Annotated in this window: 19 protein-coding genes and 1 pseudogene; 12 read left to right on the top strand and 8 right to left on the bottom strand. The window is 69.1% G+C overall.

Annotated features, from left to right (window positions below):
• Positions 1–242: pseudogene (locus tag BKY59_RS17110) on the bottom strand (cold-shock protein); the annotation flags it as partial.
• Positions 243–517: 275 nt separating this feature from the next.
• Between BKY59_RS17110 and BKY59_RS10475 the strand changes: the two are divergent.
• Genes BKY59_RS10475 through BKY59_RS10465 form a run of 3 tightly spaced genes read left to right on the top strand, consistent with a single transcriptional unit; the run spans position 518 to position 2281 of the window.
• Entirely contained in the window at positions 518–1135 is a 618-nt protein-coding gene (locus BKY59_RS10475; protein WP_076071304.1) for a ribonuclease D, read from the top strand.
• Entirely contained in the window at positions 1128–1766 is a 639-nt protein-coding gene (lptC, locus tag BKY59_RS10470) for an LPS export ABC transporter periplasmic protein LptC (RefSeq protein ID WP_076071266.1), read from the top strand. The genes BKY59_RS10475 and lptC overlap by 8 nt, the downstream gene beginning before the upstream one ends.
• A gap of 5 nt (positions 1767–1771) precedes the next feature.
• The gene (locus BKY59_RS10465; protein ID WP_083672048.1) at positions 1772–2281 is read left to right on the top strand and encodes an LptA/OstA family protein; all 510 of its coding nucleotides are present in this window, start codon (positions 1772–1774) and stop codon (positions 2279–2281) included.
• Between the two features lie 62 nt (positions 2282–2343).
• On the opposite strand, the gene BKY59_RS10460 is transcribed toward BKY59_RS10465, so the two are convergent.
• Positions 2344–3255: a DUF4349 domain-containing protein gene (locus BKY59_RS10460; RefSeq protein WP_129586344.1), complete on the bottom strand. Its 912-nt coding sequence runs from the start codon at positions 3253–3255 to the stop codon at positions 2344–2346.
• 205 nt (positions 3256–3460) lie between these two features.
• Here BKY59_RS10460 and lptB point away from each other — a divergent pair, with 205 nt between their 5' ends.
• The 4 genes from lptB to BKY59_RS10445 all read left to right on the top strand — a co-directional run bounded on the left by lptB (position 3461) and on the right by BKY59_RS10445 (position 8532).
• Positions 3461–4240: an LPS export ABC transporter ATP-binding protein gene (gene lptB / locus BKY59_RS10455; protein WP_076071263.1), complete on the top strand. Its 780-nt coding sequence runs from the start codon at positions 3461–3463 to the stop codon at positions 4238–4240.
• A gap of 51 nt (positions 4241–4291) precedes the next feature.
• Positions 4292–5803, top strand: a complete 1512-nt coding sequence (gene rpoN / locus BKY59_RS10450) for an RNA polymerase factor sigma-54 (RefSeq protein WP_076071261.1) — start codon at positions 4292–4294, stop codon at positions 5801–5803.
• 174 nt (positions 5804–5977) lie between these two features.
• Positions 5978–6124, top strand: coding sequence for a hypothetical protein (locus BKY59_RS17725; RefSeq protein WP_165374833.1), 147 nt, complete (start codon positions 5978–5980; stop codon positions 6122–6124).
• A 143-nt stretch (positions 6125–6267) separates the two neighbouring features.
• Positions 6268–8532: a beta-glucosidase gene (locus BKY59_RS10445; RefSeq protein ID WP_076071301.1), complete on the top strand. Its 2265-nt coding sequence runs from the start codon at positions 6268–6270 to the stop codon at positions 8530–8532.
• An 88-nt stretch (positions 8533–8620) separates the two neighbouring features.
• Here BKY59_RS10445 and BKY59_RS10440 read toward each other — a convergent pair whose 3' ends face one another.
• Both BKY59_RS10440 and BKY59_RS10435 read right to left on the bottom strand, forming a co-directional pair.
• Positions 8621–10174 (bottom strand): DUF4139 domain-containing protein, encoded by a 1554-nt coding sequence (locus tag BKY59_RS10440; protein ID WP_076071259.1) that lies wholly within the window; start codon positions 10172–10174, stop codon positions 8621–8623.
• Positions 10174–11607 carry a DUF4139 domain-containing protein gene (locus BKY59_RS10435; protein ID WP_076071258.1) on the bottom strand — a complete coding sequence of 478 codons (1434 nt, stop codon included), beginning with the start codon at positions 11605–11607 and terminating at the stop codon, positions 10174–10176. The genes BKY59_RS10440 and BKY59_RS10435 overlap by 1 nt, the downstream gene beginning before the upstream one ends.
• A 148-nt stretch (positions 11608–11755) precedes the next feature.
• Between BKY59_RS10435 and BKY59_RS10430 the strand changes: the two genes are divergently transcribed.
• Both BKY59_RS10430 and BKY59_RS10425 read left to right on the top strand, forming a co-directional pair.
• On the top strand, positions 11756–12427 hold the full coding sequence (locus tag BKY59_RS10430; protein ID WP_076071300.1) for a GNAT family N-acetyltransferase: 672 nt from the start codon (positions 11756–11758) through the stop codon (positions 12425–12427).
• Between the two features lie 91 nt (positions 12428–12518).
• On the top strand, positions 12519–12779 hold the full coding sequence (locus BKY59_RS10425) for a hypothetical protein (protein ID WP_076071298.1): 261 nt from the start codon (positions 12519–12521) through the stop codon (positions 12777–12779).
• 3 nt (positions 12780–12782) lie between these two features.
• Here the strand turns inward: BKY59_RS10425 and BKY59_RS10420 are convergent, their stop codons facing one another.
• A complete protein-coding gene (locus tag BKY59_RS10420; protein WP_076071256.1) occupies positions 12783–14549 on the bottom strand; it encodes an ABC transporter transmembrane domain-containing protein in 1767 nt (588 codons plus the stop codon).
• Between the two features lie 168 nt (positions 14550–14717).
• On the opposite strand from BKY59_RS10420, the gene BKY59_RS10415 reads away from it, so the two are divergent.
• The gene (locus BKY59_RS10415; RefSeq protein WP_076071254.1) at positions 14718–15953 is read left to right on the top strand and encodes a polyhydroxyalkanoate depolymerase; all 1236 of its coding nucleotides are present in this window, start codon (positions 14718–14720) and stop codon (positions 15951–15953) included.
• Positions 15943–17487: a hypothetical protein gene (locus BKY59_RS10410; protein ID WP_076071252.1), complete on the top strand. Its 1545-nt coding sequence runs from the start codon at positions 15943–15945 to the stop codon at positions 17485–17487. Before BKY59_RS10415 ends, BKY59_RS10410 begins: the two co-directional genes overlap by 11 nt.
• Positions 17488–17642: 155 nt before the next feature.
• On the opposite strand, the gene BKY59_RS10405 is transcribed toward BKY59_RS10410, so the two are convergent.
• The 3 genes from BKY59_RS10405 to BKY59_RS10395 all read right to left on the bottom strand — a co-directional run bounded on the left by BKY59_RS10405 (position 17643) and on the right by BKY59_RS10395 (position 20066).
• Entirely contained in the window at positions 17643–18125 is a 483-nt protein-coding gene (locus BKY59_RS10405) for a pyridoxamine 5'-phosphate oxidase family protein (protein ID WP_076071251.1), read from the bottom strand.
• Between the two features lie 223 nt (positions 18126–18348).
• Positions 18349–19524 carry an acetyl-CoA C-acyltransferase gene (locus tag BKY59_RS10400; RefSeq protein ID WP_076071249.1) on the bottom strand — a complete coding sequence of 392 codons (1176 nt, stop codon included), beginning with the start codon at positions 19522–19524 and terminating at the stop codon, positions 18349–18351.
• An 89-nt stretch (positions 19525–19613) separates the two neighbouring features.
• The gene (locus BKY59_RS10395; RefSeq protein ID WP_076071247.1) at positions 19614–20066 is read right to left on the bottom strand and encodes a MaoC family dehydratase; all 453 of its coding nucleotides are present in this window, start codon (positions 20064–20066) and stop codon (positions 19614–19616) included.
• A gap of 126 nt (positions 20067–20192) precedes the next feature.
• Here BKY59_RS10395 and putA point away from each other — a divergent pair, with 126 nt between their 5' ends.
• Positions 20193–23192, top strand: a complete 3000-nt coding sequence (putA, locus tag BKY59_RS10390; RefSeq protein WP_076071245.1) for a bifunctional proline dehydrogenase/L-glutamate gamma-semialdehyde dehydrogenase PutA — start codon at positions 20193–20195, stop codon at positions 23190–23192.
• Positions 23193–23327 lie beyond the last annotated feature (135 nt).

Below are 23327 nucleotides of genomic sequence, written 5' to 3'. Positions count from 1 at the left end.
CCACCGCCGCCGCCGCTATTGCCGCCGCCGAAACGATCGCCGCCGCCACCGTAGGAGTTGCCGCCGCCGCCGAAGCGATCACCGCCGCCACCGCCACCGTAGCCGCCACCACCGCCGCCGCCGCCGTAACCGCCGCCGCCGCCGTAGGAACTGCCGCCGCCGTAGCTGCTGCTATCGTCGCCGCCGAAGTTACCCTTGCCTTTGTCGCCGCGCTGCCCGCGCCGTCCTCGATCGAAACTCATGCCTAGTAAATCTTTCCCGGTCGCCCCTGCAGTGAATAGCATGCACGCCGGGCGAGGCGTACGCACTGTCCAGCACCAGCCAAGGCCGTGCCAAAGAAACGCCATAAAGTAATTCGGTGCCGACGGCGAGTCGTTTCGCCGGACTGGTCCCGCCTTGCGGCGGATCGACTTTCGCCTGTGGCCCGGTTGCCATGCGGGATGCCGTCGCGCGGGGATCGCAACGGGGCCGGCGCTTTGCGATTGAGCCCGCGTCCGCCACCGCCTATGCCCGCGGCATGACAGTTTATTTCCACGAGGAGGACCTGCCGGCCGGCGTCCTCGCCCCCGGCCCCGTAGCGGTCGATACCGAGACGATGGGGTTGCTGACCCCGCGCGACCGGCTTTGCCTGTTGCAGATTTCGGACGGCGGCGGCGACGAACATCTGGTCCGGTTCGCGCCCGACAGCGATTATGCCGCGCCCAATCTTCGCGCGGTACTGGCCGATCCGGACCGGCTGAAGCTGTATCACTTCGCGCGGTTCGACGTGGCCGCGATCCGCTATTATCTCGAGGTGACGGCGGCACCGGTGTATTGCACCAAGATCGCATCAAAGCTGATCCGCACCTACACCGACCGGCACGGATTGAAGGAGCTGGTGCGCGAACTGCTGGGGCAGGACATCAGCAAGCAGCAGCAGTCGTCCGACTGGGGCGCGCCGGAACTGAGCGACGCGCAGAAGGACTATGCCGCATCAGACGTGCGGTTCCTGCATGCGATGAAGGCTAAGCTGGACGTGCGGCTGGAACGCGAAGGGCGGATGGGCTTGGCCCAGGCGTGCTTCGACTTCCTGCCGACGCGGGCGGCGCTGGACATTGCCGGCTGGGCGGAGGTCGATATCTTCGCGCATGTCTGAGGCAGGGGTCCGCGCCCGCAGCCGGCGTCAGCAATGGGCCGCGCGCGGCGGCAGCCACGACCGGCTGATCGGGTTCCTGCGCGTCGCGTTGCCGATGGCGATCGGCGTGCTGTTCGTGCTGCTGGCGACCGCGCCGTTGCTGGGCGGACGCGACGTGAGTTTCGTGCTGGCCAAGGACCGGGTCGAGGTGGCGCGCGAACGGATGCGCGTGACGGAAGCGAACTATCGCGGTCAGGACGCCAAGGGCCAGCCGTTCCAATTGCGCGCGGCATCCGCGGTGCAGCAGACGTCGCGCGACCCGGTGGTGCGGATGGACGACCTGTCGGCGCGCATCGCCCTGGACGACGGACCCGCGACGATCGTGGCGCGCAAGGGGCGGTACGACATGGACAGCGAGAAGGTCGCGATCGACGGGCAGGTGCTGTTCAGCGGTGCGAACGGATACCGCATGCAGACGCGCGACGTGACCGTGGACCTGAAGACCCGCAAGATCGCATCGGGCGGCCCGGTGGACGGCAAGGCGGACCTGGGCACGTTCCAGGGCGGGCACCTGACCGGTGACCTGAACACGCGCGTCGTCAACCTGACGAACGGCGTGCGGTTGCAAATCCCGCGGCGCGGGACCAAGTGACCGCCATGAAAATCGCCCTCGCCGCCGTCCTTCTCGCGCTCGGTACGTCAGTCGGGACTGGTGCCGGGGCGCAGACTTCGTCGGGGCTGGCCGGGCTGGACACCAGCGGGCCGATCGACGTCGCATCCGATTCGGGGACCCTGGCCAGCCGTGACGGGCGCGCGGTGCTGAACGGCAATGTCCGCGTGGTGCAGGGCAATCTGAAACTGACGTCGGACCGCGCGACGATCACCTATCTGACGGTCAACGGCAATCCGCAGATCCAGCGGCTGGACGCGAGCGGCGGCGTGACCGTGACCGCCCCGACCGAGACGGCGCGCAGCCAGTTCGCGATCTACGACCTGAACAAGCGGATCATCACGATGCTGGGCGGCGTCGTGCTGACCCGCGCGGGCGGCAACCAGGTGCGCAGCCAGCGGCTGGTGTACGACCTGACCTCCGGCCGCGCCAATGTCGACGGCGGCGCGCAGGGTGGCCGCGTAAGCGGGCGGTTCACGGTGCCTGACCGGAAGTAGGCGCTGCCGATTGCCGCGGCTTCAGCCGATGCAGAATTGCCGGATCTGCATCACGGACTCGTTCACTGGGTTCGTGGCGGAGAGGTCTGCGCGCGCCGGGGCCAGCGCCATCCCCTCTTCCGTCGTACCCGGCGGACGAGCGCGAGCACGACCGTGCCGGCCATGATCCAGGGCAAGCCAGCGACCGTAGCGGTGATCAGCGCGGCGAGGCTCGCCGCCAGCGTGTCGCCGGCCGTGGCGAAACTGGCACGAACCGGGGAGTGCCGACCCGGCGAGTCGTCGAAGGCATAGCTGATTGTGACGCGCGACATCGCCACCCGCTGCGCGAGATGGGCTTGTTCGCCGCGGGCGGCATCAAGCTCTTCCTGAGTGGTGGCATAGGCACGCTCGGCCTGCACGAGCTCACCCACATTGCCCTTGCCGGATCGGACGATGGCAAGCAGCCGCGTCGCAAGCGCTTGCTTGGCGCGCACCCGCGCGTCGGTGTCGATGACCTGTCGCGTAACGTCCGCCGCCTCGACCTGGCGGTTGGCCGTCGTCGCACCCCCAGCGACCGCGAGCGCGTCGAGCCGCCGGTTGACCTCGCCGGCCAGCCGGGCGTCGACTAGTAGCACTGCCTCGTCGGTGACGATGTGATCGTCCGGACCCGGTGCGTTGAGGGTCGACTTGACGATCAAACAACGGATGGAACCCAGCCGGCGACAGAGCGCGAGCTGCTGCCCCTGTACCTCTGCCACGGTAGGCCGATCAAATGCGTAGGTCACGGTATAGCTGTAGGCGATGCGTGGTCCCGACATAACGGTCGGACTGTCGGGCGCACCCGGCGCAGGCTGCGCGACATCGAACACCTGCTGTGTATCCGCCCGCATGTTCTGGGGTGCTCGCCCACATGCGGCCAGCAAGGCCGCTGCCAGCAGAACTGCATTTCTATAGGCCATCTGCTTTTCCCCCGCCGGAGCGAGGATCGTCCACACTGTACCGGGTCGTCAAGATATGCGCGTGGAGCGTCGAGAGCCGGGGCGACTTCCGTCGAGGCAGGTTCATATGGGGCGGAGACATGCCCCGCGTCTTCATGAGGAGATCGTCTCCGGCAGGTTCGGCGGTTCAGGTCCCGACTGACCCGGCGCCGTCAATGCACATGGATTGTCGCCGCCGCGTCGCTCCGCTAGGCATCATGCCATGAGCGACACCGACACCCTGATCCTGGCGGATGCCAGCCGCGACGGCCGGGCGGTCGATCGGGGGCTGTCGATCGTGTCGATCGCCAAATCCTATGATCGGCGGCAGGTGTTGTCCGACGTGTCGCTGGACGTGGCGCGCGGCGAGGTGGTCGGGCTCCTCGGGCCGAACGGGGCGGGCAAGACGACCTGTTTCTATTCGGTCATGGGGCTGGTGAAGCCGGACGCGGGGCGGATCCTGCTGGACGGGGAGGATATCACCGGGTTGCCGATGTACCGCCGCGCGATCCTTGGGCTGGGCTATCTGCCGCAGGAGACGTCGATCTTCCGCGGACTGACGGTCGCGCAGAACATCATGGCGGTGCTGGAACTGGCTGAGCCGGACAAGGTGGCGCGCGCCGCCAAGCTGGAGACCCTGCTGGAGGAATTCCACATCGGGCGCCTCCGCGATTCGCCGGCGATGGCGCTGTCGGGCGGCGAGCGGCGGCGGTGCGAGATCGCGCGCGCGCTGGCGGCGGACCCGTCGATCATGCTGCTGGACGAACCGTTCGCCGGCATCGACCCGATTTCGATCGCCGACATCCGCGATCTGGTGAAGGACCTGAAGCGGCGCGACATCGGCGTGCTGATCACCGACCATAATGTCCGCGAGACGCTCGATATCGTCGATCGCGCCTGCATCATCTACGACGGCAAGGTGCTGTTCCAGGGAAGCCCGCAGGCGCTGGTGGCGGACGAGAATGTGCGCCGCCTGTATCTGGGCGAAAGCTTCGCGCTCTAACGGGATGGCGGGGGCCGTCTCGACACCGGTGTTTCGCGGGCAACGCCGGGCATGAGCCTGGCGCCGCGCCTGGACCTGCGCCAGTCGCAGTCGCTGGTGATGACGCCGCAGTTGCAGCAGGCGATCAAGCTGCTCGCGCTGTCGAACCTGGAGATCGAAGGCTTCATCGCCGAGGAGCTGGAGAAGAACCCGCTGCTGGAGGCCGGACGCGACGAGGGCGACGCGCCCGAGCCGGCGGCGGCGCCGGGGGCGGACGCGGACGACAGCGGGAGTGCGGAGCCGGCGACCGCGGACCAGCTGATCGCGGCGGGCGACGGCGCGGTCGATCAGCCGCTGGACGTCGATTACGATGCCGAAACCTTCATCCATGACGGGCCGACCGACGGCGGACGCGGACTGGACGGCGGGCTGGGGATGGACGGCCCGGGCGGCGGCAGTGGCGGGCTGGCGGCGGACGGCGCGGGTTTCGAAACGACGCTGGTCGCCGATGCCTCGTTGCAGGATCATCTGCTGGCCCAGGCGGGCATGACGCTGGCGGGGACGGACCTGCTTGTGGCGGGGCACCTGATCGACCTGATCGACGAGGCGGGATATCTGTCCGGGTCGGTCGCCGAGGTGGCCGAGCGGTTGGGGTTGCCGGCGGCGGCGGTGGAGCGCGTGCTGACGGTCGTGCAGGGGCTGGACCCGACCGGGGTGGGCGCGCGCGGGCTGGCGGAATGCCTGGCGTTGCAGGCGCGCGAGGCGGACCGGTACGACCCGTGCATGGCGGCGCTGATCGCCAATCTGGACCTGGTCGCGCGCGGGGCCATGCCGCAGTTGCGGCGGCTGTGCGCCGTCGACGACGAGGATCTGGTCGACATGATCCGCGAACTGCGAAGCTACGATCCGAAGCCGGGGCTGCGGTTCGGCGGCGGGCGGATCGAGGCGGTGTCGCCCGACATCTTCGTCGCGCGGCGGGGTGCTGGCTGGGCGATCGAGCTGAACGGCGCGACGTTGCCGCGCGTGCTGCTGAACCGCAGTTACTATGTCGAGCTGTCGGGGGGCGCGCAGGACAAGGCGTCGAAGGCCTGGCTGGCGGACTGCGTGGCGAGCGCCAACTGGCTGGTGAAGGCGCTCGACCAGCGCGCGCGGACCATCGTGAAGGTCGCGACCGAACTGGTGACGCAGCAGGAGGCGTTCTTCCGCCACGGCGTGACGCAGCTGCGTCCGCTGACGCTGAAGACGGTGGCGGATGCGATCGGGATGCACGAATCGACGGTCAGCCGGGTGACGTCGAACAAATATCTGAGCTGCGAACGCGGGCTGTTCGAACTGAAATATTTCTTCACCAGCGGCATCCAGTCGGCGGACGGTGGCGAGGCGGCGTCGGCGGAGGCGGTGAAGGACGCGATCGGCCGGCTGATCGCGGGCGAGGGCAAGGCGGTGCTGTCCGACGATGCGCTGGTGGACCTGCTGAAGGCCAAGGGCTTCGACATCGCGCGGCGGACGGTCGCGAAATATCGCGAGGCGATCGGGCTGGGGTCGAGCGTGCAGCGGCGGCGGCAGAAGGCGCTGGGCGGGTAAGCGTCGTCGTTTGCCGATGGTGGCGCAAGTCCGGCGGCGGCTCGACCTGTCTCGGCAGGCGCTACGCCGGAGCGGCGGACCACGGCGCACGCGGCTGGGCAGTGCCGCATACCATAGCGGCAACGCCGGTTCCGACCGCCAGTCGCGCGCGCTGGCTTCGCCAGGCGACCATGGATGATGCAGCTTGAACGGATCGGTAGCGCAGACCGCCCGTGCGGTCCGCCGTTCCAGGGCTGGGCGGCCAGCCGGCGGGTGACGCCGCACGCCGCCCGGATGCCGGTCGTGCCCCGTGGTTCGGGACTGCGGTCGGCTGCGTCCTGAGATCGACAAAATATGACGGCGCGATCGAATTGCCGGCTTATGGTGCCGTGGTGCAATAGGAACGCAAGCACGTCGCGCGATGGAAGTCGTGGCCGGCGGCGTCGATGGGTTGGTCATATTTCCATAATGTCCGGGGTTTCGTGATGAAGTATCGTCTGCTGCTCGCCTGCGCCGTCGCGCTCCCGTCTATTCCGTCCGGCACGGGGGCCATCGCCCAGACGACCAACAATGCGCCGAAGGCGGCGGCCGAAAAGCGGACCGGCCCGGCCAACCGGCCATGGCTTGATCGATCGCTGACGGCGGACGCGCGGACCGAGCTGATCCTGAAGGAGATGTCGCTGGCGGAGAAGCTGAAGCTGACCTTCGGCTATTTCCCGACCAAGGCGGACTGGCAGCGGACGGACACCAAGAACTGGGTGTTTCCGAAGGGCGGGCTGCCCGATTCGGCCGGATTCGTGCCGGGGAACGAGCGGCTCGGCATTCCCGGCCAGTGGCTGACCGATGCGGGCGTCGGCGTGGCGAGCCAGCGCACCGCGACGCCGCGGCTGCGCACGTCGCTCCCGTCCGGCATCGCGACCGCTGCGTCCTGGGATCCCGCGCTTGCCCAGGCCGGCGGTGCGATGATCGGGAACGAGGCGTTCCTGTCCGGTTTCAACGTGCTGCTGGCCGGCGGCATGAACCTGATGCGCGAACCGCGGAACGGCCGCAATTTCGAATATGGCGGCGAGGATCCGCTGCTTGCCGGCATCATCACGGGGCATGCGATCCGCGGTATCCAATCGCAGCACGTCATATCGACGATGAAGCATTTCGCGTTCAACGGGCAGGAAACGAACCGTTTCACGATGGATCACCGCATCGGCGAACAGGCCGCGCGCCAGTCCGACCTGCTGGCGTTCGAGATCGCGCACGAGGTGGGCCGGCCCGGTTCGGTCATGTGCGCCTATAACCGTGTCAACGGTTTCTACGCATGCGAGAATGACTGGCTGCTCAACCGCGTGCTGAAGCAGTCGTTCGGGTTCAAGGGCTATGTGATGACCGACTGGGGGGCGGGCCATTCGACGACCCAGGCCGCCAATGCCGGGCTCGACCAGGAATCGGGCTGGGCGTTCGACCGGTCGCCCTATTTCGCGGACGCCCTGCGCGAGGCGGTGAACAACGGCTATGTCAGCACGGCGCGGGCGACCGACATGGCGCGCCGTATTCTGCATCCGATGTTCGCGGTCGGCGCGTTCGATACGCGGGTGCAGGGGGATCGGTCGACCACCATCGACTATGCGGCCCATGCGCTGGTGACGCGGACGGCCGCGGAGCAGGGCATGGTGCTGTTGAAGAACCGGCCGGGCCTGCTGCCGCTGGCGGCGACGGCGCGGACGATCCTGATGATCGGCAGCCATGCCGACCAGGGCGTGCTGTCTGGCGGCGGATCGAGCCAGGTCTATCCGCACGGCGGGCCGGTCAACGGCATCACGGTTCCCGACGAATATCCGAACGCCTTTCCCGGACCGAAACTCTATCATCCCTCCGCTCCGCTGAAGGCGTTGCAGGCGCGCACGTCGGCGACCGTGCGGTATCTGGACGGCAAGGACGTGAAGGCCGCGGTGGCCGCCGCGCGCACGGCGGACGTCGTCATCCTGTTCGGCGAGCAGTGGACCGCCGAATCGATCGATGCCCCCGACCTCAGCCTGCCGGACCGGCAGGACGCGCTGATCGATGCGGTGGCGCAGGCCAACCGCAACACGGTGGTCGTGCTGGAGACGGGCGGGCCCGTCCTGATGCCCTGGCTGTCGAAGGTGGGAGCCGTGCTGGAGGCCTGGTATCCGGGCACGTCGGGCGGGGAGGCGATCGCGCGCGTCCTGACCGGCGAGGTCAATCCGTCCGGCCGCCTGCCGGTCACTTTTCCCGCGTCGGTCGCGCAACTGCCGCGGCCGGTGATCGAAGGGGACGTCAAACTGGACGCCGACGCGCATCCGATGGGGAATTACGACATCGAAGGGGCGGCGGTCGGCTATAAATGGTTCGAGAAGACCGGCGCCAAGCCGCTGTTTCCGTTCGGTTACGGCCTGTCCTACACGACGTTCACGATGCGCGGGCTGCGGGTCGCCAAGAACGGCGGCGCCGTCACCGCGACCTTCACGGTCCGCAATAGCGGGTTGCGCGACGGCAAGGCGACCGCGCAGCTCTATGTCGCGGGCAAGGGGTGGGAGGCGCCGCGCCGGCTCGGCGGCTTCCAAAAGGTGGATCTGAAGGCGGGTGCCGAACAGACGGTCACGGTGCCGATCGATATCCGGACCCTGTCGACGTTCGATACCGCGAGCCAGAAATGGGTGATGGCGTCGAAGGACTTTTCCATCTCGCTTTCCGACTCGGCGGCGACGTCGTTCGAGAAGGTCGACTTCTCGATGTGAACGGGCGGCGTCCATGGACGCTGCCCGGCGGAAGAATCCTCGATCCGTCCCCGGTCGTCCCGCCCACGTCGGACGACAATATCGGCGATCAGTAGCGGTAGCGGAGCTCCGCCTGGCCGCCGGGCGGCAGGGCGGGGGACCAGGTGACGATTCCGTCGATGCGCGCGAGCGTCCGGCCGACGGGATCGATCGTCTGTCCCGCAGCGCCGATCGGCACGTCGAGCGTCACCGCGAACGGGTTGGCGTTGCGCGCGGTCAGTACCGCCTCCCGCGACCCCATGGCCATCGGGGGTTGGGGCACCGGCCCGCGGGGTGCCACGGTCGCCTGGGTGAGCGTGACCTGGCTGCTGATGCCGGCGGCGAGGCGGACCGTCTCGCCAATGGTGCGGTCGGTGATCGTGCCCAAACCCAGGAGGAGCCGTCCGCCCGGCCGATCGGCGTAGAGCGCGGTGCTGCCGGCCGGCAGCGGCACGCCCAGGCCGCTTGGCCTGTCGTTGCTGAGCATCAGCACGATCGCGGTCGGCGCGCCGTCGAGCGTCTGGCCGGGAGAGACGGGCCGCCGGTAGCGGCGCTCGGCCCGCACCGCAGGCTGGACGAGCAGTGCCACCTGTTTCTGCCCCCGTCCGGTGACGGTGGTCGGCGCGGGCACGCGGTAGAGCTTGAGGTCGCCGAGATCCTCGGGCGGTGGCGGGGCTGGTTCCGGTGCCGGTGCTGGCGCTGGCGCGGCGAACCCCATGGAGCGCGCCGCCGTCACCACGATCTCGTCGGCCGGCTCGAAGCTCTCCTCGCGCAGGTTCGACGTGGTGGTGCCGAGCGGGTAGCAGACCAGCCGCAGCGCGCCCGCCGCAGCTGGGATCATGGGCGCCGCCTCGCGGTTGAGCCGGCCCGCGATGGCCTGCACCGCGGCGTTGCGAAACGTCTCCGGGTTGCCGTTGGCGAGCGTCAGCCAGGCGAAGAGATCGATCGCGCGCCCGTCGGCGGCCAGCGTCGCGACATAGCTTGCCCGCCAGTCGAACCCGGAGGCGAGATAGGAAAGCCGCACCGTCACCGTGCGCGCCGCCGGACTGTTCGTCGCCACGCTCAGCACCGGCTTTTCCGACAGGCCCGCCGGCACCGCGCCATAGGCCAGCCGTTCGGCCAGGCCCGAGCAGCGCAACGCCTCGATCCCCGCCGCCGTCCGCAGGATGATGCCCGGTGTGGGGCCGGCGACGATCGTCGCGGGCGTGCCGACCTGTCGTCCGGTCGCCTTGTCGGTGCGGGTCAGCGTCACGTCCCGTCCCAGCGTGCCGTCGACCAGCGATGCGGGTGACAGCAGGCGGGCGTCGCGGTTCTTTTCGATCGTGCCGCCCGGCAGGCCGCCGACGATGGCGCTGACCGGCACGATCCCGGCCGCCACGCCCTCGAACCGCAGCACCGCGGGGCCGCGGGGCAGCCGGACCCGGCGTGTTTCGGTCACCAGCGCGAAGCCGTCCAGATAGCGCAGGTCCATCGCACCCCGGCCGTCCGGCGCGCGGTACAGGGTCAGCGCGACATGGTCGGGCGCGGATGAGGTGACCGTCGCGGCCCGCACCTGCGCCGGCACCCGGAACCCCGGCAGCGTGGCCGCCAGCAGCGCGCCCGCAAGGAGCAGCGGGCGCGCCATCAATAGCGGGTGTCGAAGGTCGCGGTCACCGTCGCGCTGCCGTTGGCCAGCACCGGGACCTGCCATGCCAGCGTGCCGGCATCGCGGCGCTGACCCTTGGCGCTGTCCGCGACGACGCGCACGTCGGCCCAGTCGAGCCCGCCCTGCAACAGTTCCACGGTCACCGCCCGCGCGCGGGCGTTGGTCAGCATGTACCGCACCGCCGTGCGCCAGCGGCCGTCGCCCAGCCGCGTGCGCGAGACTGTCGTGGGTTGCACCTTCACATCGAACGCGTCGCCCGTGGGGAGCGCGATGGTCGACCCCTGCGGGGTATGTTCGATACGGTTTTCGCCGGTGAACTGCGGCTGGCCGCGCGCATCGCGGACATAGACCCGGACCACCCCGGCCGGCAGCGCGTCGCCCAGGCCGGCCGCGCCGGAATTGCTGAACCGCAGCACCGACTGCGCACTGCGCGGTTCGTCCGAACTGCCGAGCCAGGCATTTTCGAACCGGTAGCCGGCGCTGGCCGCGACACCCTTGGCATCGAGGAAGCTGACCTGCTTGGTCTGCTTGTCGGCGATCGTGGTACGTGCGGCGAGGGGGTAGAGGTAGAAGTCGCCAAGTTGTTCGCGCGTGGCGCTTTCGGTGCCGGGCTGCGTCGTCGTCATGCGGCGTGGCGGCCGCCGGATATAATCGCCATTGCCGTCGTCGTCGGTGCTGCCGACCTCGCCCGCGACCAGCAATGTCCGGGCGTTGCCGAACGTCGTGCCGCTGCTGTTCTTCAGCGTCACCCAGCCCTGCACGTCGACGGTCCCGCTCTTGTCGTCGAACAGCGCGACATAGTCCGCGCTCCAGCCCAGCCCGCGGCTGAGATAGGACAGCGTCGCCGGCCGTGATCCCGCCCGCGTGCTGGCGAGCATGACCGACAAGGTCGGGCGGGCCCGCAGCGCGTCCGGCACCCTGTCGAAGATTGCGCGGACCGGCAGCCCGTCGTCACGCAGCACCTCGACATGGCCGTTCACCTCGATCACCACGCCGCCGTTGACCGCCAGGACCTTCGCCCGGTCGCGGGTCTCAGCACCGGTGGCGGGGTTGGTCCGCACCAGGGTGATCGTCTCGCCGACCGCTTTCTCCATCAGGCTGGACGGGCTGAGCAGGTCATAGTCGAAATTCTGTTCGACGATCGCGGCATCGGGCACGGTCAGCGAAACCGTCTCGGGCCGGATCGCGGCGCTGACGTCGGGAAAATCCTGCCGCACCCGGCCGTTAGCCAATGTGAGCGGGCGGACGTCCTGCACCAGCGCGACGTCGTTGTTGTAGATGGTGATCGACACGTCGCCCTGCGCACTGCCGGCGGTGGGGGCGTCGGCCGGGGCGGGCAACGGCCGGGCGGCGGTCGCCGTCGATCCGAGCAACATCGCCAGCCAAAAGGCCCGCCGGATAGTCTTGCGCATGCCAACATCCCCCCGATCACCGCAACAATGACGCGGCCGGACCGGGGAGGCAACGGGGCATTGCGGTGTGTGTCTGGCGAACCTCGCGACGCCGGAACGATCCCGCCAGCGGGTTGATGCGCCGATGCCGTGCGGTCATGAGGTGCGGATGATCCCTGTTCCGCCCGGCCCGATCGTTCCCGACGCGATGTGTCCCCTGCCGGGGTTCGAACGGCATGTCGGCAAGTCGGTGACGCTCGAGCCGCTTTGCGTCCACCATGTCGCCGGGCTGTGGGAGGCGGCGCAGGGGGCGGATGCATCCTGGGCGTATCTGAAATACGGCCGGTTCCGGACGGAAGAGGCGCTCACCGCTCACGTCGAGCGCATCAGTGGGTTGGAACAGCAGCCCTTCTTTGCCGTCGTCCCGGCATCGAGTGGCAAGCCCGAGGGTTGGGCGTCCTTCTGCGACATTGCGCCGGACGATGCGGCGATCGAGATCGGGAGCATCTGGTTTTCACCCCGGTTGCAACGCACCCGTGCCGCGACGGAGGCCGTCTCCCTGATGATGCGGCATGCCTTCGCGATCGGCTATCATCGGGTCGTCTGGCGCTGCGACGCGCTGAACGCCGCGTCCGGGCGCGCCGCGCGCCGGTTCGGTTTCAGCCCTGAAGGGACGTGGCGTGGCGACGGCATCGTCAAGGGCCGTCGCCGCGATACGGCGTGGTTCTCGATCCTGGCACCGGAGTGGCCGGCACAGCGCCTGCGGTTCGAAACATGGCTGGACGACCGCAATTTCGATGCGGAAGGGGTGGCGTTGCAGCGCTTGTGGCCAGACGCCTGAACGGACGCCGCGCGGCCTTTCCCGTGGGATCAGCCGGGGAGATGCGCGGTGCTTGCGGTCGATCGCGCCCATGGGGCATGCGGGGCGGACGATGGCGAAGCGGAAGCGATATCTGACGGCGACCCTGCCGGACGGGACGGTCAAGACGATCGGGCCGACCGCCATGGCGTTTACGCATTACTGGCGGATCGTGGCCGTGCTGGAGGACGACCGGACCGACATATTCTGGGGGCATGCCAAGTCGCTGGCGGAGGCGCGCGGCAAGCGCACGGCCGCGGCCGATGCGGCGAAGGTGCGCGGGTGGCGCAGCTATGCGTTCGAGATCGTGGAGGTGGTCGCGACGCCGGCCTGAGGGTCAGGCGGCGTCGTCGAATTGCAGGCGGGCCAGACGGGCGTAGAGGCCACCACCGCCGAGCAGTTCGGCATGGGTGCCCTGTTCCACGATGCGGCCGCCGTCCATCACGACGATGCGGTCGGCCATGCGGATGGTGGCGAGGCGGTGCGCGATGACGAGCGTGGTGCGGTTGGTCATGAGTCGTTCGAGCGCCTGTTGGACATGGCGTTCCGATTCGGCGTCGAGTGCGGAGGTCGCCTCGTCGAGCAGCAGCAGCGGCGCGTCGCGCAGGACGGCGCGGGCGATGGCGAGCCGCTGGCGCTGGCCGCCGGACAGCCGCGCGCCGCCTTCGCCCAGATAGGTGTCGAGCCCGTCCGGCAGCGCGCGCAGGAATTCGGCGGCGTTGGCGGTTTCGGCGGCCGACCAGAGCGCGGCGTCGTCGGCATCCCAGTGGCCGTAGCGCAGATTGTCGCGCGCTGACGCGGCGAAGATGACGGTTTCCTGCGGGACCATCGCGATGCGGTCGCGGATCATGGCGGGGTCGGTGGCGGGGAGCGGCACGCCGTCGATCGACACGGTGCCCGCCGCGGGATCGTAGAAACGCTGCGCCAGTTGGAAAATGGTGGACTTGCCCGCGCCGGACGGGCCGACGAGCGCCACCATCTCGCCCGGGCGGATCGACAGGGTGAAGTCGTCGAGCGCCTTGACCTCGGGCCGGGTCGGGTAGCGGAACGACACGGCTTCGAACGACAGCCGGCCCTCGCTGGGGACGGGAAGCGGCACGGGGTTCGCCGGCGCGCGGATCTCGGGCACTTCGGACAGCAGTTCGGCGATGCGGCCCGCGGCACCCGCGCCGCGCAGCAGATCGCCATAGACCTCGGTCAGTGCGCCGAACGCGCCGGCGACGAGGCCGCCGGTGAAGACGAAGGCGGCGATCGTGCCGCTGGAGATGCGGCCGGCCGCGACATCGAGGGCGCCCTGCCACATGATCGTGACGATCGACCCGAAGATGACGAGGATGACGATGGCCGTCATGATCGCGCGCAGCCGGATGCGGCGGCGCGACACCTCGAACGCATCCTCCACAGCGGCGGCGAACCGGTCGCCCTCGCGCCGTTCCTGGCCGAAGGCCTGGACGATCTTCATCGCGCCCAGCGTTTCCGACACGATCGTGCCGACGGTGGCGATCCGGTCCTGCGTGGCGCGCGACAGGATGCGGACCCGCCTGCCCATGAACACGATCGGCAGGATGGCAAACGGAATGCCGAACAGCAGCATCGCGGTCAGCTTGGGCGCGAGTGTCAGCAGGTAGATGATGCCGCCGACCCCGACCACGACGTTGCGCAGCGCGATCGAGACGGTGGTGCCGACGACCTGTTCGATGATCGACGTGTCCGCCGTCAGCCGCGAGGCGATCTCCGAAGGACGATTTTCCTCGAAATAGCGCGGGGCGAGCGCCAGCAGGTTGCGCTGCGTCGCGGTGCGGACATCGGCCACGACGCGTTCGCCCAGCCACGACACGAAGTAGAAGCGCAGTGCGGTGGCAGCGGCCAGCACCGCGACGATCACCAGCAGATAGCGGAAATAGCGCCCGATATCGCCATTGCCGCTGGTGAAGCCGCGATCGATGACCAGCTTGAACCCGCTCGGAATCGCCAGCGTCGCGGCGGCAGCCACCGCGAGGGCGAGGATCGCCGCGGCCAGATGCCCCTTGTAGACCGTGGCGAACCGCCAGATCAGCAGCAGCGAACCGATCTTGCGGGCGGGGGCTTCGTCGGGCTTGTCCATGGCGCCGCGTAGCATGAAGCCGGCGGGGCGGTAAGCGGGACGTTGGGGCCGGCGATCGGTGCGGGCGTGCCAAAGGGCCGCATGTGGTGCGGCGCATCAAATCCGTGTATTCCGCGTTGATGCGCACAGTGTCCCCAAGGGACGGCGGCCAGAACGAGGATGCCCCATATGCTTTACAGCGCCTATGAAATGCAGCGGTCGATGCTGGCGGGGGCCAGCGCGCTGGCGACGCTGGGCGCGGAGTGGATGGCCAACCCCGTCAACCCGATGGCGCACACCAGGTTCGGCCCCATGGTGGCGTCCGGTTTCGACGTGTTCGCGCACGCATCGGCGACCTACGGCAAGCCGGCGTTCGGGCTGGACAAGACGGTGGTCGACGGGCGCGAGGTCGCGGTGACCGAGGAAATCGTGCTGCGCCTGCCGTTCGGGCAGCTGAAGCGGTTCCGGCGCGATGGCGTCGAGGGTGCGCCCAAGCTGCTGATCGTGGCGCCGATGTCGGGCCATTATGCGACGTTGCTGCGCGGGACGGTGGAGCGGATGCTGCCGGGGCATGACGTGCACATCACGGATTGGCGCGATGCCAAGCTGGTGCCGCTGAGCGACGGGACGTTCGATCTTGACGATTATGTCGATTATCTGGTGCGGTTCCTGGAGACGATGAGCGCCGACGGGTCGGGTCGCGCGCATGTGCTGGCGGTGTGTCAGCCGTCTGTGCCGGCCTATGCCGCAGCCGCGCTGATGTCCGCCGACCAGCATCCGGCACGGCCGGCGACGCTGACCATGATGGGCGGGCCGGTGGACACGCGCGAGGCGCCGACGAGCGTCAACACGGTCGCCACGCAGCGGCCGCACGCGTGGTTCGAACAGAATGTGATCGCCACGGTGCCTTATTATTACCCGGGCGGCGGGCGGCGCGTGTATCCTGGATTCCTGCAGCTGACCGGGTTCATGGCGATGAACCTGGGCAACCACCTGGTCAGCCATTTCGACATGTTCAAGCATCTGGTCGCGGGCGACGGCGACAGTGCGGATGCGAGCAAGGCGTTCTACGACGAATATCGTTCGGTCTGCGACATGAGCGCGGAATTTTACCTCCAGACGATCGACCTGGTGTTCCAGCAGCATGCCTTGCCGAAGGGCGAGTATTATCACCGCGGGCGGCGTGTGGATCCGGGCGCGATCACCGACATCGGCCTGCTGGCGATCGAGGGGGAGCGCGACGATATTTCCGGCATCGGCCAGACCAAGGCGGCGCTGACGCTGGCGACCGCGTTGCCGGAGGCGCACCGCAAATATCTGATGGCCGAAGGGGTCGGGCACTATGGCATCTTCAACGGGCGGCGGTGGCGCGATGCGATCGCGCCGGTGGTCGAGGACTGGATCGTCGCGCACGATGCGCGCTGATCGCATCGCCTTTGCCGTGCTGCTGGCCTGCAGCACGGCGGCGGGCGCGGTGCCGTCGAAGATTGTGCCGCCGGCCGGCCCGGCAGCCGCGGGCAATGCGCGGGTCGCGATCGCCGAGGCTTTTGCGCTGGGACAGAAGGGCGATTGCCGCGGGCTGCTGGCGCGGCTCGATCCGTTGGTGGTGGGGCTCGCGCCGGGGGCGGACCGGAACGCGGCCCAGTTGCTGCGGCTGAATTGCCTGGCACCGGCGGGGCGGGGCGACGAGCTGGTGGCGGTGCACCGTGAACTGGTGGCGGCGGACCCGGCCAACCCGATCGTGCGCGGGTTCGGCGTGTCGATCGCCGCGGGGACCGGCGACATGAAGGGCGCGGGGCAGCAGCTCGCCGTGCTGGCCGAACAGACGCCGGAGGCGCTGAACGGCATTTCCGGCCGGTTGTGGCGCGCGGTGGCGCAGAGCCTGTCGGAGGCGAAGGAGACGGCGTTGCGCGACCGGATCGCGATCGCGCTGGCCAGGGCGGACTGGCAGCCGGCGGACCTGCCGGGCTTGCGCGGCGATGTCGCGGAGGGCGCGATCGATGCGCTGGTCCGGCGTGGGGAGATCGTCGAGGCCGGCCAGTTGCTGCCGCGCGTGACGGCGCCGGAATCGCTGTTCGAAATGGCGATCATGCGCGACCATGCGCCGATCTGGCCGCAGGTGGAGGCGCAGATGGGGCCGCAGTCCGGCCGCGCGGTCGATGCGTTCGCGGCAGACCGGCTGGCCGCGTTCGCGGCGAGCCCGGACGATGCGACGACGCGGCTGGGCGCGGTCCGCGCGCTGGTGCTGCTCGGCCGGTTCGATCAGGCGTCGGAGACGGCGGCGGACGTGGCGATCGCCGACGGGATGGACGAGGATGCGGTGGCCATGGTGCGGCTGGATGCGCAGGCGCGCGCCGTGACGGGCGAGCGGGCCGCGGCGATCGCCCGGTTGCAGCCGTTCAGCGGCGTCGATTTCGCGCGGACGCCGGTTGCGGTGTCGGGCATCATCGCGCTGGCCGAGACGCTGGACGAGGCGGGGCGCGCGAACGAGGCACTTGCGGCGGCACGGCTCGGGCTGACGCGCGGCGGGGGCGCGTTGAGCCCATACGGGACGGCGTGGCTGAAGCGGACGGAGGCGTGCGCGCTGGCGGCGCTGGGACAGGGCACGGCGGCGCAGGCGGCGACGGCGGCCTTGCGGGCACGGGCGGACGACAATCCGGCGGCGGCGATCGAGGCATCGCTATGCGCCGGCCAGGACGATGCGGCGACAACGCTGGCGGTGGCGACGCTCGGCACGGCGGAGGGAGCCGCACTGATCGCCGATCAGTTCCAGCCGGACGACGCGCTGTGGATACCCGGCGGATCGCGGCTGCGCGCAATGTGGACGACGTTCCTGAAACGTCCGGCCGTGGCAGCAGCGTTCGAGAAGCGGGCGCGGATCCTGCCGGAGGCGTTGCGTCCGTCGCGCAACCCGCGGGCGATGCCGCGGTCGGCGGGGACAGACCGTTCGACGACCTGAGCCTGTGGTTCAGGCAGGGGCTTCAGAGACGGTTTTGATGGCCGATGTCATCCGGGCCTGATTTGGGATGACGAAGGGTCGACCTTGCGGGATTTTTGCTCCGGTGCGTCCGGAGCGGTTGTGCGGCCGGACCCTGAGGCCCGGCCGCATGCGGATCAGAGCGTCACTTCCGCGACATTGTCCTTGTAGCTCTGCTTGGGGTCCTTCCCGAACAGCCGTTCGATCGCGGCGCCGAAGGAGGAACCGCCGAGCCAGAGGCGGGCATGTTCGGTATCGAGGCGGAGCAGGGCGAGAGTGGGATCGTCCTTGCCGCCCTTGTACCAGGCCGCGACCTGGCTGTTCCAGAGGCGATCGACGGTCGCGCGGTCGGTATCGACGGACAGCGTGCCGTGGATGCTGGCGAACAGGTCGTGACCCTTGCCGGTATAGGTCGCGATTGCGCGATTCGATTCGGCGAGTGCCTTGGTCAGGCCGTTGTCCTTCGTGGCGAAGAACCAGATCGGACCGCTGTCGCCTTCGAACTGCGCGGTCATCGGCTGGGTATGGCCGTCGCGGACACCCTCGACGCCCAGCATGACGAACGGGCTGGCCTTCAGGTCTTTCCAGAAACGGGCTTCGATCTCTGCGTCATCGGCCATGGCGGCTCTCCTTGCTGGGTTTGGAGGGAGAACCATATTGGGTGGGGTCGGGTTCCCGTTTGTCTCTCGGGGGGTGGGTTTGGTCCGCGTGGCGAACGCGGTGCGCAGAGGGTGTGGGGTCTGTGCTTTTCCAACAACTGGCGCGTTTGGCGGAGCTGTTGCACGCACCCCCAACCCCCCTCCCTTGAAAGGGAGGGGGCTTTTCGCGCATCACCTAGTTCGCTTACAGCACCTCGAACAGGCCGGCGGCGCCCATGCCGCCGCCGACGCACATCGTGACGACGACGTGCTTGGCGCCGCGGCGCTTGCCTTCGATCAGGGCGTGGCCGACCATGCGTGCGCCGGACATGCCGTAGGGGTGGCCGATCGAGATCGCGCCGCCATCGACGTTGAGCAGTTCGTCGGGGATGCCGAGCACGTCCTGGCAATAGAGCACCTGGACCGCGAAGGCCTCGTTCAGTTCCCACAGGCCGATGTCACCCACGGTGAGGCCGAAGCGTTCGAGGAGCTTCGGCACGGCATAGACCGGGCCGATGCCCATTTCGTCGGGTTTCGTGCCGGCGACGGCCATGCCGACATAGCGGCCGAGCGGGGCCTTGCCGGCTTTCTCCGCCGCGGCGCGTTCCATCACGACGCAGGCCGAGGCACCGTCGGACAGTTGCGACGCGTTGCCGGCGGTGATGTTGGCGTCGGGGCCCATGACCGGGCCGAGCGTGTTCAGGCCCTCGATCGTGGTCTCCGGACGATTGCCCTCGTCCTTGGTGAGCGTCACTTCCTTCTGCGAGACCTGCTTGGTCGCCTTGTCGACGACGTTCATCGTTGCGGTGACGGGGATAATCTCCGCGTCGAAGCGGCCGGCGGCCTGCGCGGCGGCGGTGCGCTGCTGCGACTGAAGCGCGTAGGCGTCCTGCCGGGCGCGGGAGATGCCGTAGCGGCTGGCGACGATCTCCGCGGTCTGGAGCATCGGCATGTACACGTCGGGGTGCATCGCGATCAGCTCATGATCGGGGCCAAGCCGCATTTCGGGAGTCTGCACCATCGAGATCGATTCGACGCCGCCGGCGACGACGATCTCGGCCCGGTCGACGATGACCTGCGACGCGGCGATGGCGATCGCCTGGAGCCCGGAGGCGCATTGCCGGTCGACCGACATGCCGGCGACGGAGACGGGCAGGCCGGCGCGCAGCGCGGCGGTCCGGCCGATCGTGGCCTGGACACCCTGTTGCAGCGCGGCGCCGATCACGACGTCCTGGATCTGGTCGGGGGCAACGCCCGAGCGTTCGACCGCGGCGCGAATGGCGTGCGCGGCGAGCGTGGGGGAGGGGGTGGCGTTGAACGCGCCGCGATAGGCGCGGCCGATGGGGGTGCGGGCGGTGGCGACGATGACGGCTTCACGCATGGTGGGGATCCTCGTTCGGATGAGCGGTGCCCCGGCGTGGGCCGGGGTCGCCTATTGGCTTGATGTCCGGGTTCAGTGACCGCGGCGGCTCAGATGAAGAACTGCGCGATCCATTCGGCGATCAGCGCAGGCTTCTTCTGGTCTTCGATCTCGACGGTGACTTCCTGGGTCTGCTGCCACTGACCGGGGCGCTTTTCTTCCAGGCTGAGCAATTTGAACGTACCGCGGATGCGGACGCCGGCGGGGACTGGGGTCAGGAACCGGACTTTGTCGAAACCATAGTTGATGCCCATCTTTACACCCTCGATCCGGCCGTCGGGCAGCCGTTCGGCCAGCGCGGTGAGCATCGAAAGCGTGAGGAAGCCGTGCGCGATGGTGCCGCCGAACGGCGTCGTCTTCGCGCGTTCGGGGTCGACATGGATGAACTGATGATCGTCGGTCGCATCGGCGAAGGCCTGGATGCGGGGCTGGTCGATGGTGATCCAGTCGGACGTGCCGACGACTTCGCCGACCCTGGCTTGCAGATCCTGCACGGTGGGCATTCGGTCTCACTCCTATACAGTGCCGCCATCTTCCGGGCGACGATCCATGGGGCTATGGCTATGTCTCTAGGCGCAGCTTGACGTTTACGTCAACTGCGTCGATCCGTCGCAAGGTACACCGCGCCCATGTTTTCCGCGTCCCCCGCCGTCCTGTCGTCGCTCGCCGAGCTGCATCGTGCGCCCGAACCGGACGTGCTGAAGGCTTTGTTGCCGGCCGCCGCGCTGGACGGCCCCGGCCGCGAACGGGTGGTGGCGCACAGCATGGGCCTGCTGGGGGACCTGCGCACGGCGCAGCGCGAAGGGTGGGTGAACCAGTTCTTGCAGCAGTATCGGCTGAATTCTTCCGAAGGCATGGCGTTGCTGAGCCTGGCGGAGGCGTTCCTGCGCGTGCCGGACCCGGAAACCGCGGACCGGCTGATCGCCGACAAGCTGGGCGACGCGGACTGGCGCGCGCACACCGGGAAGTCGCATTCGTCGCTGGTCAATTCCGCGACCTGGGGACTGGTGATCGGCCGTGCGCTGGTGAACGACTCGAGCCAGGGCGGTGCGCTGCGCCGCCTGGTGTCGCGCGCGGGCGAGCCGTTCGTGCGGCAGGCGGTGGGTGCCGCGATGAAGATGATGGGCGAGATCTTCGTGATGGGACGCACCATCGACGAGGCGCTGAAGCGGATGCGGACCAAGGATAATCGCGGGTTCACCGCCAGTTTCGACATGCTGGGCGAGGCGGCACGGACCTACCCGGATGCAGAACGCTATTTCCGGTCCTACCAGGACGCGATCGCCGAGGTCGGGCGCGCGGCGAAGGAAGGCCATTCGATCTCGGTCAAGCTGTCCGCGCTGCATCCGCGGTACGAGGTGGGGCAGTGGGGTGCGTGCGTGCCTGCGCTGACCGAGAAGCTCGAGGCGCTGGCGGTGCAGGCCGCCGCCGCGGGCATCGGGCTGACCGTCGATGCCGAGGAGTCGGAGCGGCTGGAGATGAGCTTTGCTATCATCTCAGCCGTGGCAGGGTTGCCGGCGCTGAAGGGCTGGGACGGGTTCGGCATGGCGATCCAGGCCTATAGCAAGCGCGCGCGACCGGCGGTGGCGTGGGCGAACGAGCTGGGTGCGGCGACCGACCGGCGGATCGCGGTGCGGCTGGTGAAGGGCGCGTACTGGGACAGCGAGGTCAAGCGGACGCAGGAGGCCGGACTCAGCGACTATCCGCTGTTCACGCGCAAGGCGGCGACCGACGTGTCGTACATGGCCTGTTCGCGCGACATGCTGGACGCGACGAACATCTATCCGGCGTTCGCCAGCCACAATGCGCTGACGGTGGCGACGATCATGGAATGGGCGGGCAACGCGCGCGATTTCGAATTCCAGCGGCTGCACGGGATGGGCGAGGGGCTGTACGAGACGCTGGTGCGCGAACGCGGATACAAGACGCGGATCTATGCCCCGGTGGGCGGACATCGCGACCTGCTCGCCTATCTGGTTCGGCGGTTGCTGGAGAATGGGGCCAATTCCAGTTTCGTCCACCAGTTGGCGGACGAGGGGTTGAGCGATGCGGAATTGCTGGCCGATCCGGTCGAGAAGATCCGGGCCGTCGGCGCGACGCGGCATCCGTCGATCCCGCTGCCGATCGACCTGTTCGGGGTACGGCGGAACAGCGCGGGGCTGGATCTGCAGGACCGGACGGTGCTGGCGGAGGTGGCGGCGACAGTCGCGAAGGCACCCGCCCCCCGCACCGACGCGGCCCCGGCCGGGCGCGGGGTGACGGAGGTATCCGCGAAGGGGGCGGTCGATCGTGCGTCCAAGGGCTTTGCGGTCTGGTCGCGCACGCCGCTGGAACAGCGGGCAGCAACGCTGGAGCGGCTGGCGGATCTGCTGGAGGCGCATCGCGGCGACCTGATGGCGGTGGCGGTGCAGGAGGCGGGCAAGACGATCGGCGATGCGCTGGGCGAAGTGCGCGAGGCGGTCGATTTCTGCCGCTACTATGCGTTGCAGGCGCGCGGCGTGCTGGCGCCGCAGGAGTTGCCCGGGCCGACCGGCGAGCGCAACGTGCTGCGCCACGAGGGGCGCGGCGTGTGGGCGTGCATCGCGCCGTGGAACTTCCCGCTAGCGATCTTCCTGGGGCAGGTGGCAGCGGCGCTGGTCGCGGGCAATGCGGTGGTGGCCAAGCCCGCGCCGCAGACGCCGGCGATCGCGGGCTGGGCGGTGGCGCTGGCGCACGAAGCGGGTGTGCCGGCAGATGCGCTGGTGCTGTTGCCGGGCGGGCCGGAGGAGGGTGCCGCGCTGATCGCCGATGTGCGGGTGGCGGGCGTGGCGTTCACCGGGTCGACGGGCACGGCGCGGCGGATCGCGCGCGGGCTGCTGGCCGACGATGCACGTCCGCTGGTGCCGCTGATTGCCGAGACGGGCGGGATCAACGCGATGATCGTTGATTCGACGGCGTTGCCCGAACAGGTGGTGGCCGACGTGGTGGCGTCCGCGTTCCGGTCCGCCGGGCAACGCTGTTCCGCGCTGCGGCTGTTGCTGCTGCAGGAGGAGATTGCCGAGCGGACGCTGGAGATGCTGGCGGGCGCGATGGATACGCTGGTGATCGGCGATCCGGCGGACCCGGCGACCGACGTCGGCCCGGTGATCGACCGTGCGTCCTACGACCGGCTGATGGGCCGGCGCGCGGCGATGGCGGGGCGGACGGTCCACACCGTCACCGTCCCGGCGGACGGGCTGTATGTGCCGCCGACCGTCATCCGGATCGATGCGATCGAGGATCTGACCGAGGAGTGGTTCGGCCCGGTCATCCATGTCGCGACGTGGAAGGCGGGGATGCTGGCCGAGACGGTGGAGCGCGTGAACGCCGCGCGGTTCGGGCTGACGATGGGGCTGCACAGCCGGATCGCGCGCGGGGCGGAAACGGTCGAGGCGCTGGCGAAGGTCGGCAATCTGTACGTCAACCGATCGATGATCGGGGCCATCGTGGGGTCGCAGCCGTTCGGCGGCGAAGGGCTGTCGGGGACAGGCCCGAAAGCGGGCGGGCCGCATTACCTGCCGCGGTTCGCTGCGGAACGGGTGACGTCGACGGACACGACGTCGGCCGGGGGAAATGCGACGTTGCTGTCGCTGGACGATGTGGGCATCTGAGGGGCGTAATTCCGCGACCCAATCACTCCTCCTGCTCCCGTCCACGCCGAGCGAAGTCAGGGCACTTTTTCCGAGCGTAGCCCAGCGGCGATGTGGGCTTCTCGGCTACGCTCGAAGGGTCCCCCGACTTCGCTC

Origin of the sequence: Sphingomonas montana, assembly GCF_001956315.1 — a bacterium.
Taxonomy (GTDB): Bacteria; Pseudomonadota; Alphaproteobacteria; order Sphingomonadales; family Sphingomonadaceae; genus Sphingomonas_R; species Sphingomonas_R montana.
The sequence above is the reverse complement of the archived record's forward strand: the minus strand, read 5'-3'. Positions and strand labels throughout refer to the sequence as shown.

Excerpts from the sequence above, each read along its gene's own strand:
- BKY59_RS10475 (WP_076071304.1), top strand. The coding sequence starts at position 518 with ATGACAGTTTATTTCCACGAGGAGGACCTGCCGGCCGGCGTCCTCGCC.
- lptC (WP_076071266.1), top strand. The coding sequence starts at position 1,128 with ATGTCTGAGGCAGGGGTCCGCGCCCGCAGCCGGCGTCAGCAATGGGCC.
- BKY59_RS10465 (WP_083672048.1), top strand. The coding sequence starts at position 1,772 with ATGAAAATCGCCCTCGCCGCCGTCCTTCTCGCGCTCGGTACGTCAGTC.
- lptB (WP_076071263.1), top strand. The coding sequence starts at position 3,461 with ATGAGCGACACCGACACCCTGATCCTGGCGGATGCCAGCCGCGACGGC.
- rpoN (WP_076071261.1), top strand. The coding sequence starts at position 4,292 with ATGAGCCTGGCGCCGCGCCTGGACCTGCGCCAGTCGCAGTCGCTGGTG.
- BKY59_RS17725 (WP_165374833.1), top strand. The coding sequence starts at position 5,978 with ATGATGCAGCTTGAACGGATCGGTAGCGCAGACCGCCCGTGCGGTCCG.
- BKY59_RS10445 (WP_076071301.1), top strand. The coding sequence starts at position 6,268 with ATGAAGTATCGTCTGCTGCTCGCCTGCGCCGTCGCGCTCCCGTCTATT.
- BKY59_RS10440 (WP_076071259.1), bottom strand. The coding sequence starts at position 10,174 with ATGGCGCGCCCGCTGCTCCTTGCGGGCGCGCTGCTGGCGGCCACGCTG.
- BKY59_RS10435 (WP_076071258.1), bottom strand. The coding sequence starts at position 11,607 with ATGCGCAAGACTATCCGGCGGGCCTTTTGGCTGGCGATGTTGCTCGGA.
- BKY59_RS10430 (WP_076071300.1), top strand. The coding sequence starts at position 11,756 with ATGATCCCTGTTCCGCCCGGCCCGATCGTTCCCGACGCGATGTGTCCC.
- BKY59_RS10425 (WP_076071298.1), top strand. The coding sequence starts at position 12,519 with ATGGCGAAGCGGAAGCGATATCTGACGGCGACCCTGCCGGACGGGACG.
- BKY59_RS10420 (WP_076071256.1), bottom strand. The coding sequence starts at position 14,549 with ATGGACAAGCCCGACGAAGCCCCCGCCCGCAAGATCGGTTCGCTGCTG.
- BKY59_RS10415 (WP_076071254.1), top strand. The coding sequence starts at position 14,718 with ATGCTTTACAGCGCCTATGAAATGCAGCGGTCGATGCTGGCGGGGGCC.
- BKY59_RS10410 (WP_076071252.1), top strand. The coding sequence starts at position 15,943 with ATGCGCGCTGATCGCATCGCCTTTGCCGTGCTGCTGGCCTGCAGCACG.
- BKY59_RS10405 (WP_076071251.1), bottom strand. The coding sequence starts at position 18,125 with ATGGCCGATGACGCAGAGATCGAAGCCCGTTTCTGGAAAGACCTGAAG.
- BKY59_RS10400 (WP_076071249.1), bottom strand. The coding sequence starts at position 19,524 with ATGCGTGAAGCCGTCATCGTCGCCACCGCCCGCACCCCCATCGGCCGC.
- BKY59_RS10395 (WP_076071247.1), bottom strand. The coding sequence starts at position 20,066 with ATGCCCACCGTGCAGGATCTGCAAGCCAGGGTCGGCGAAGTCGTCGGC.
- putA (WP_076071245.1), top strand. The coding sequence starts at position 20,193 with ATGTTTTCCGCGTCCCCCGCCGTCCTGTCGTCGCTCGCCGAGCTGCAT.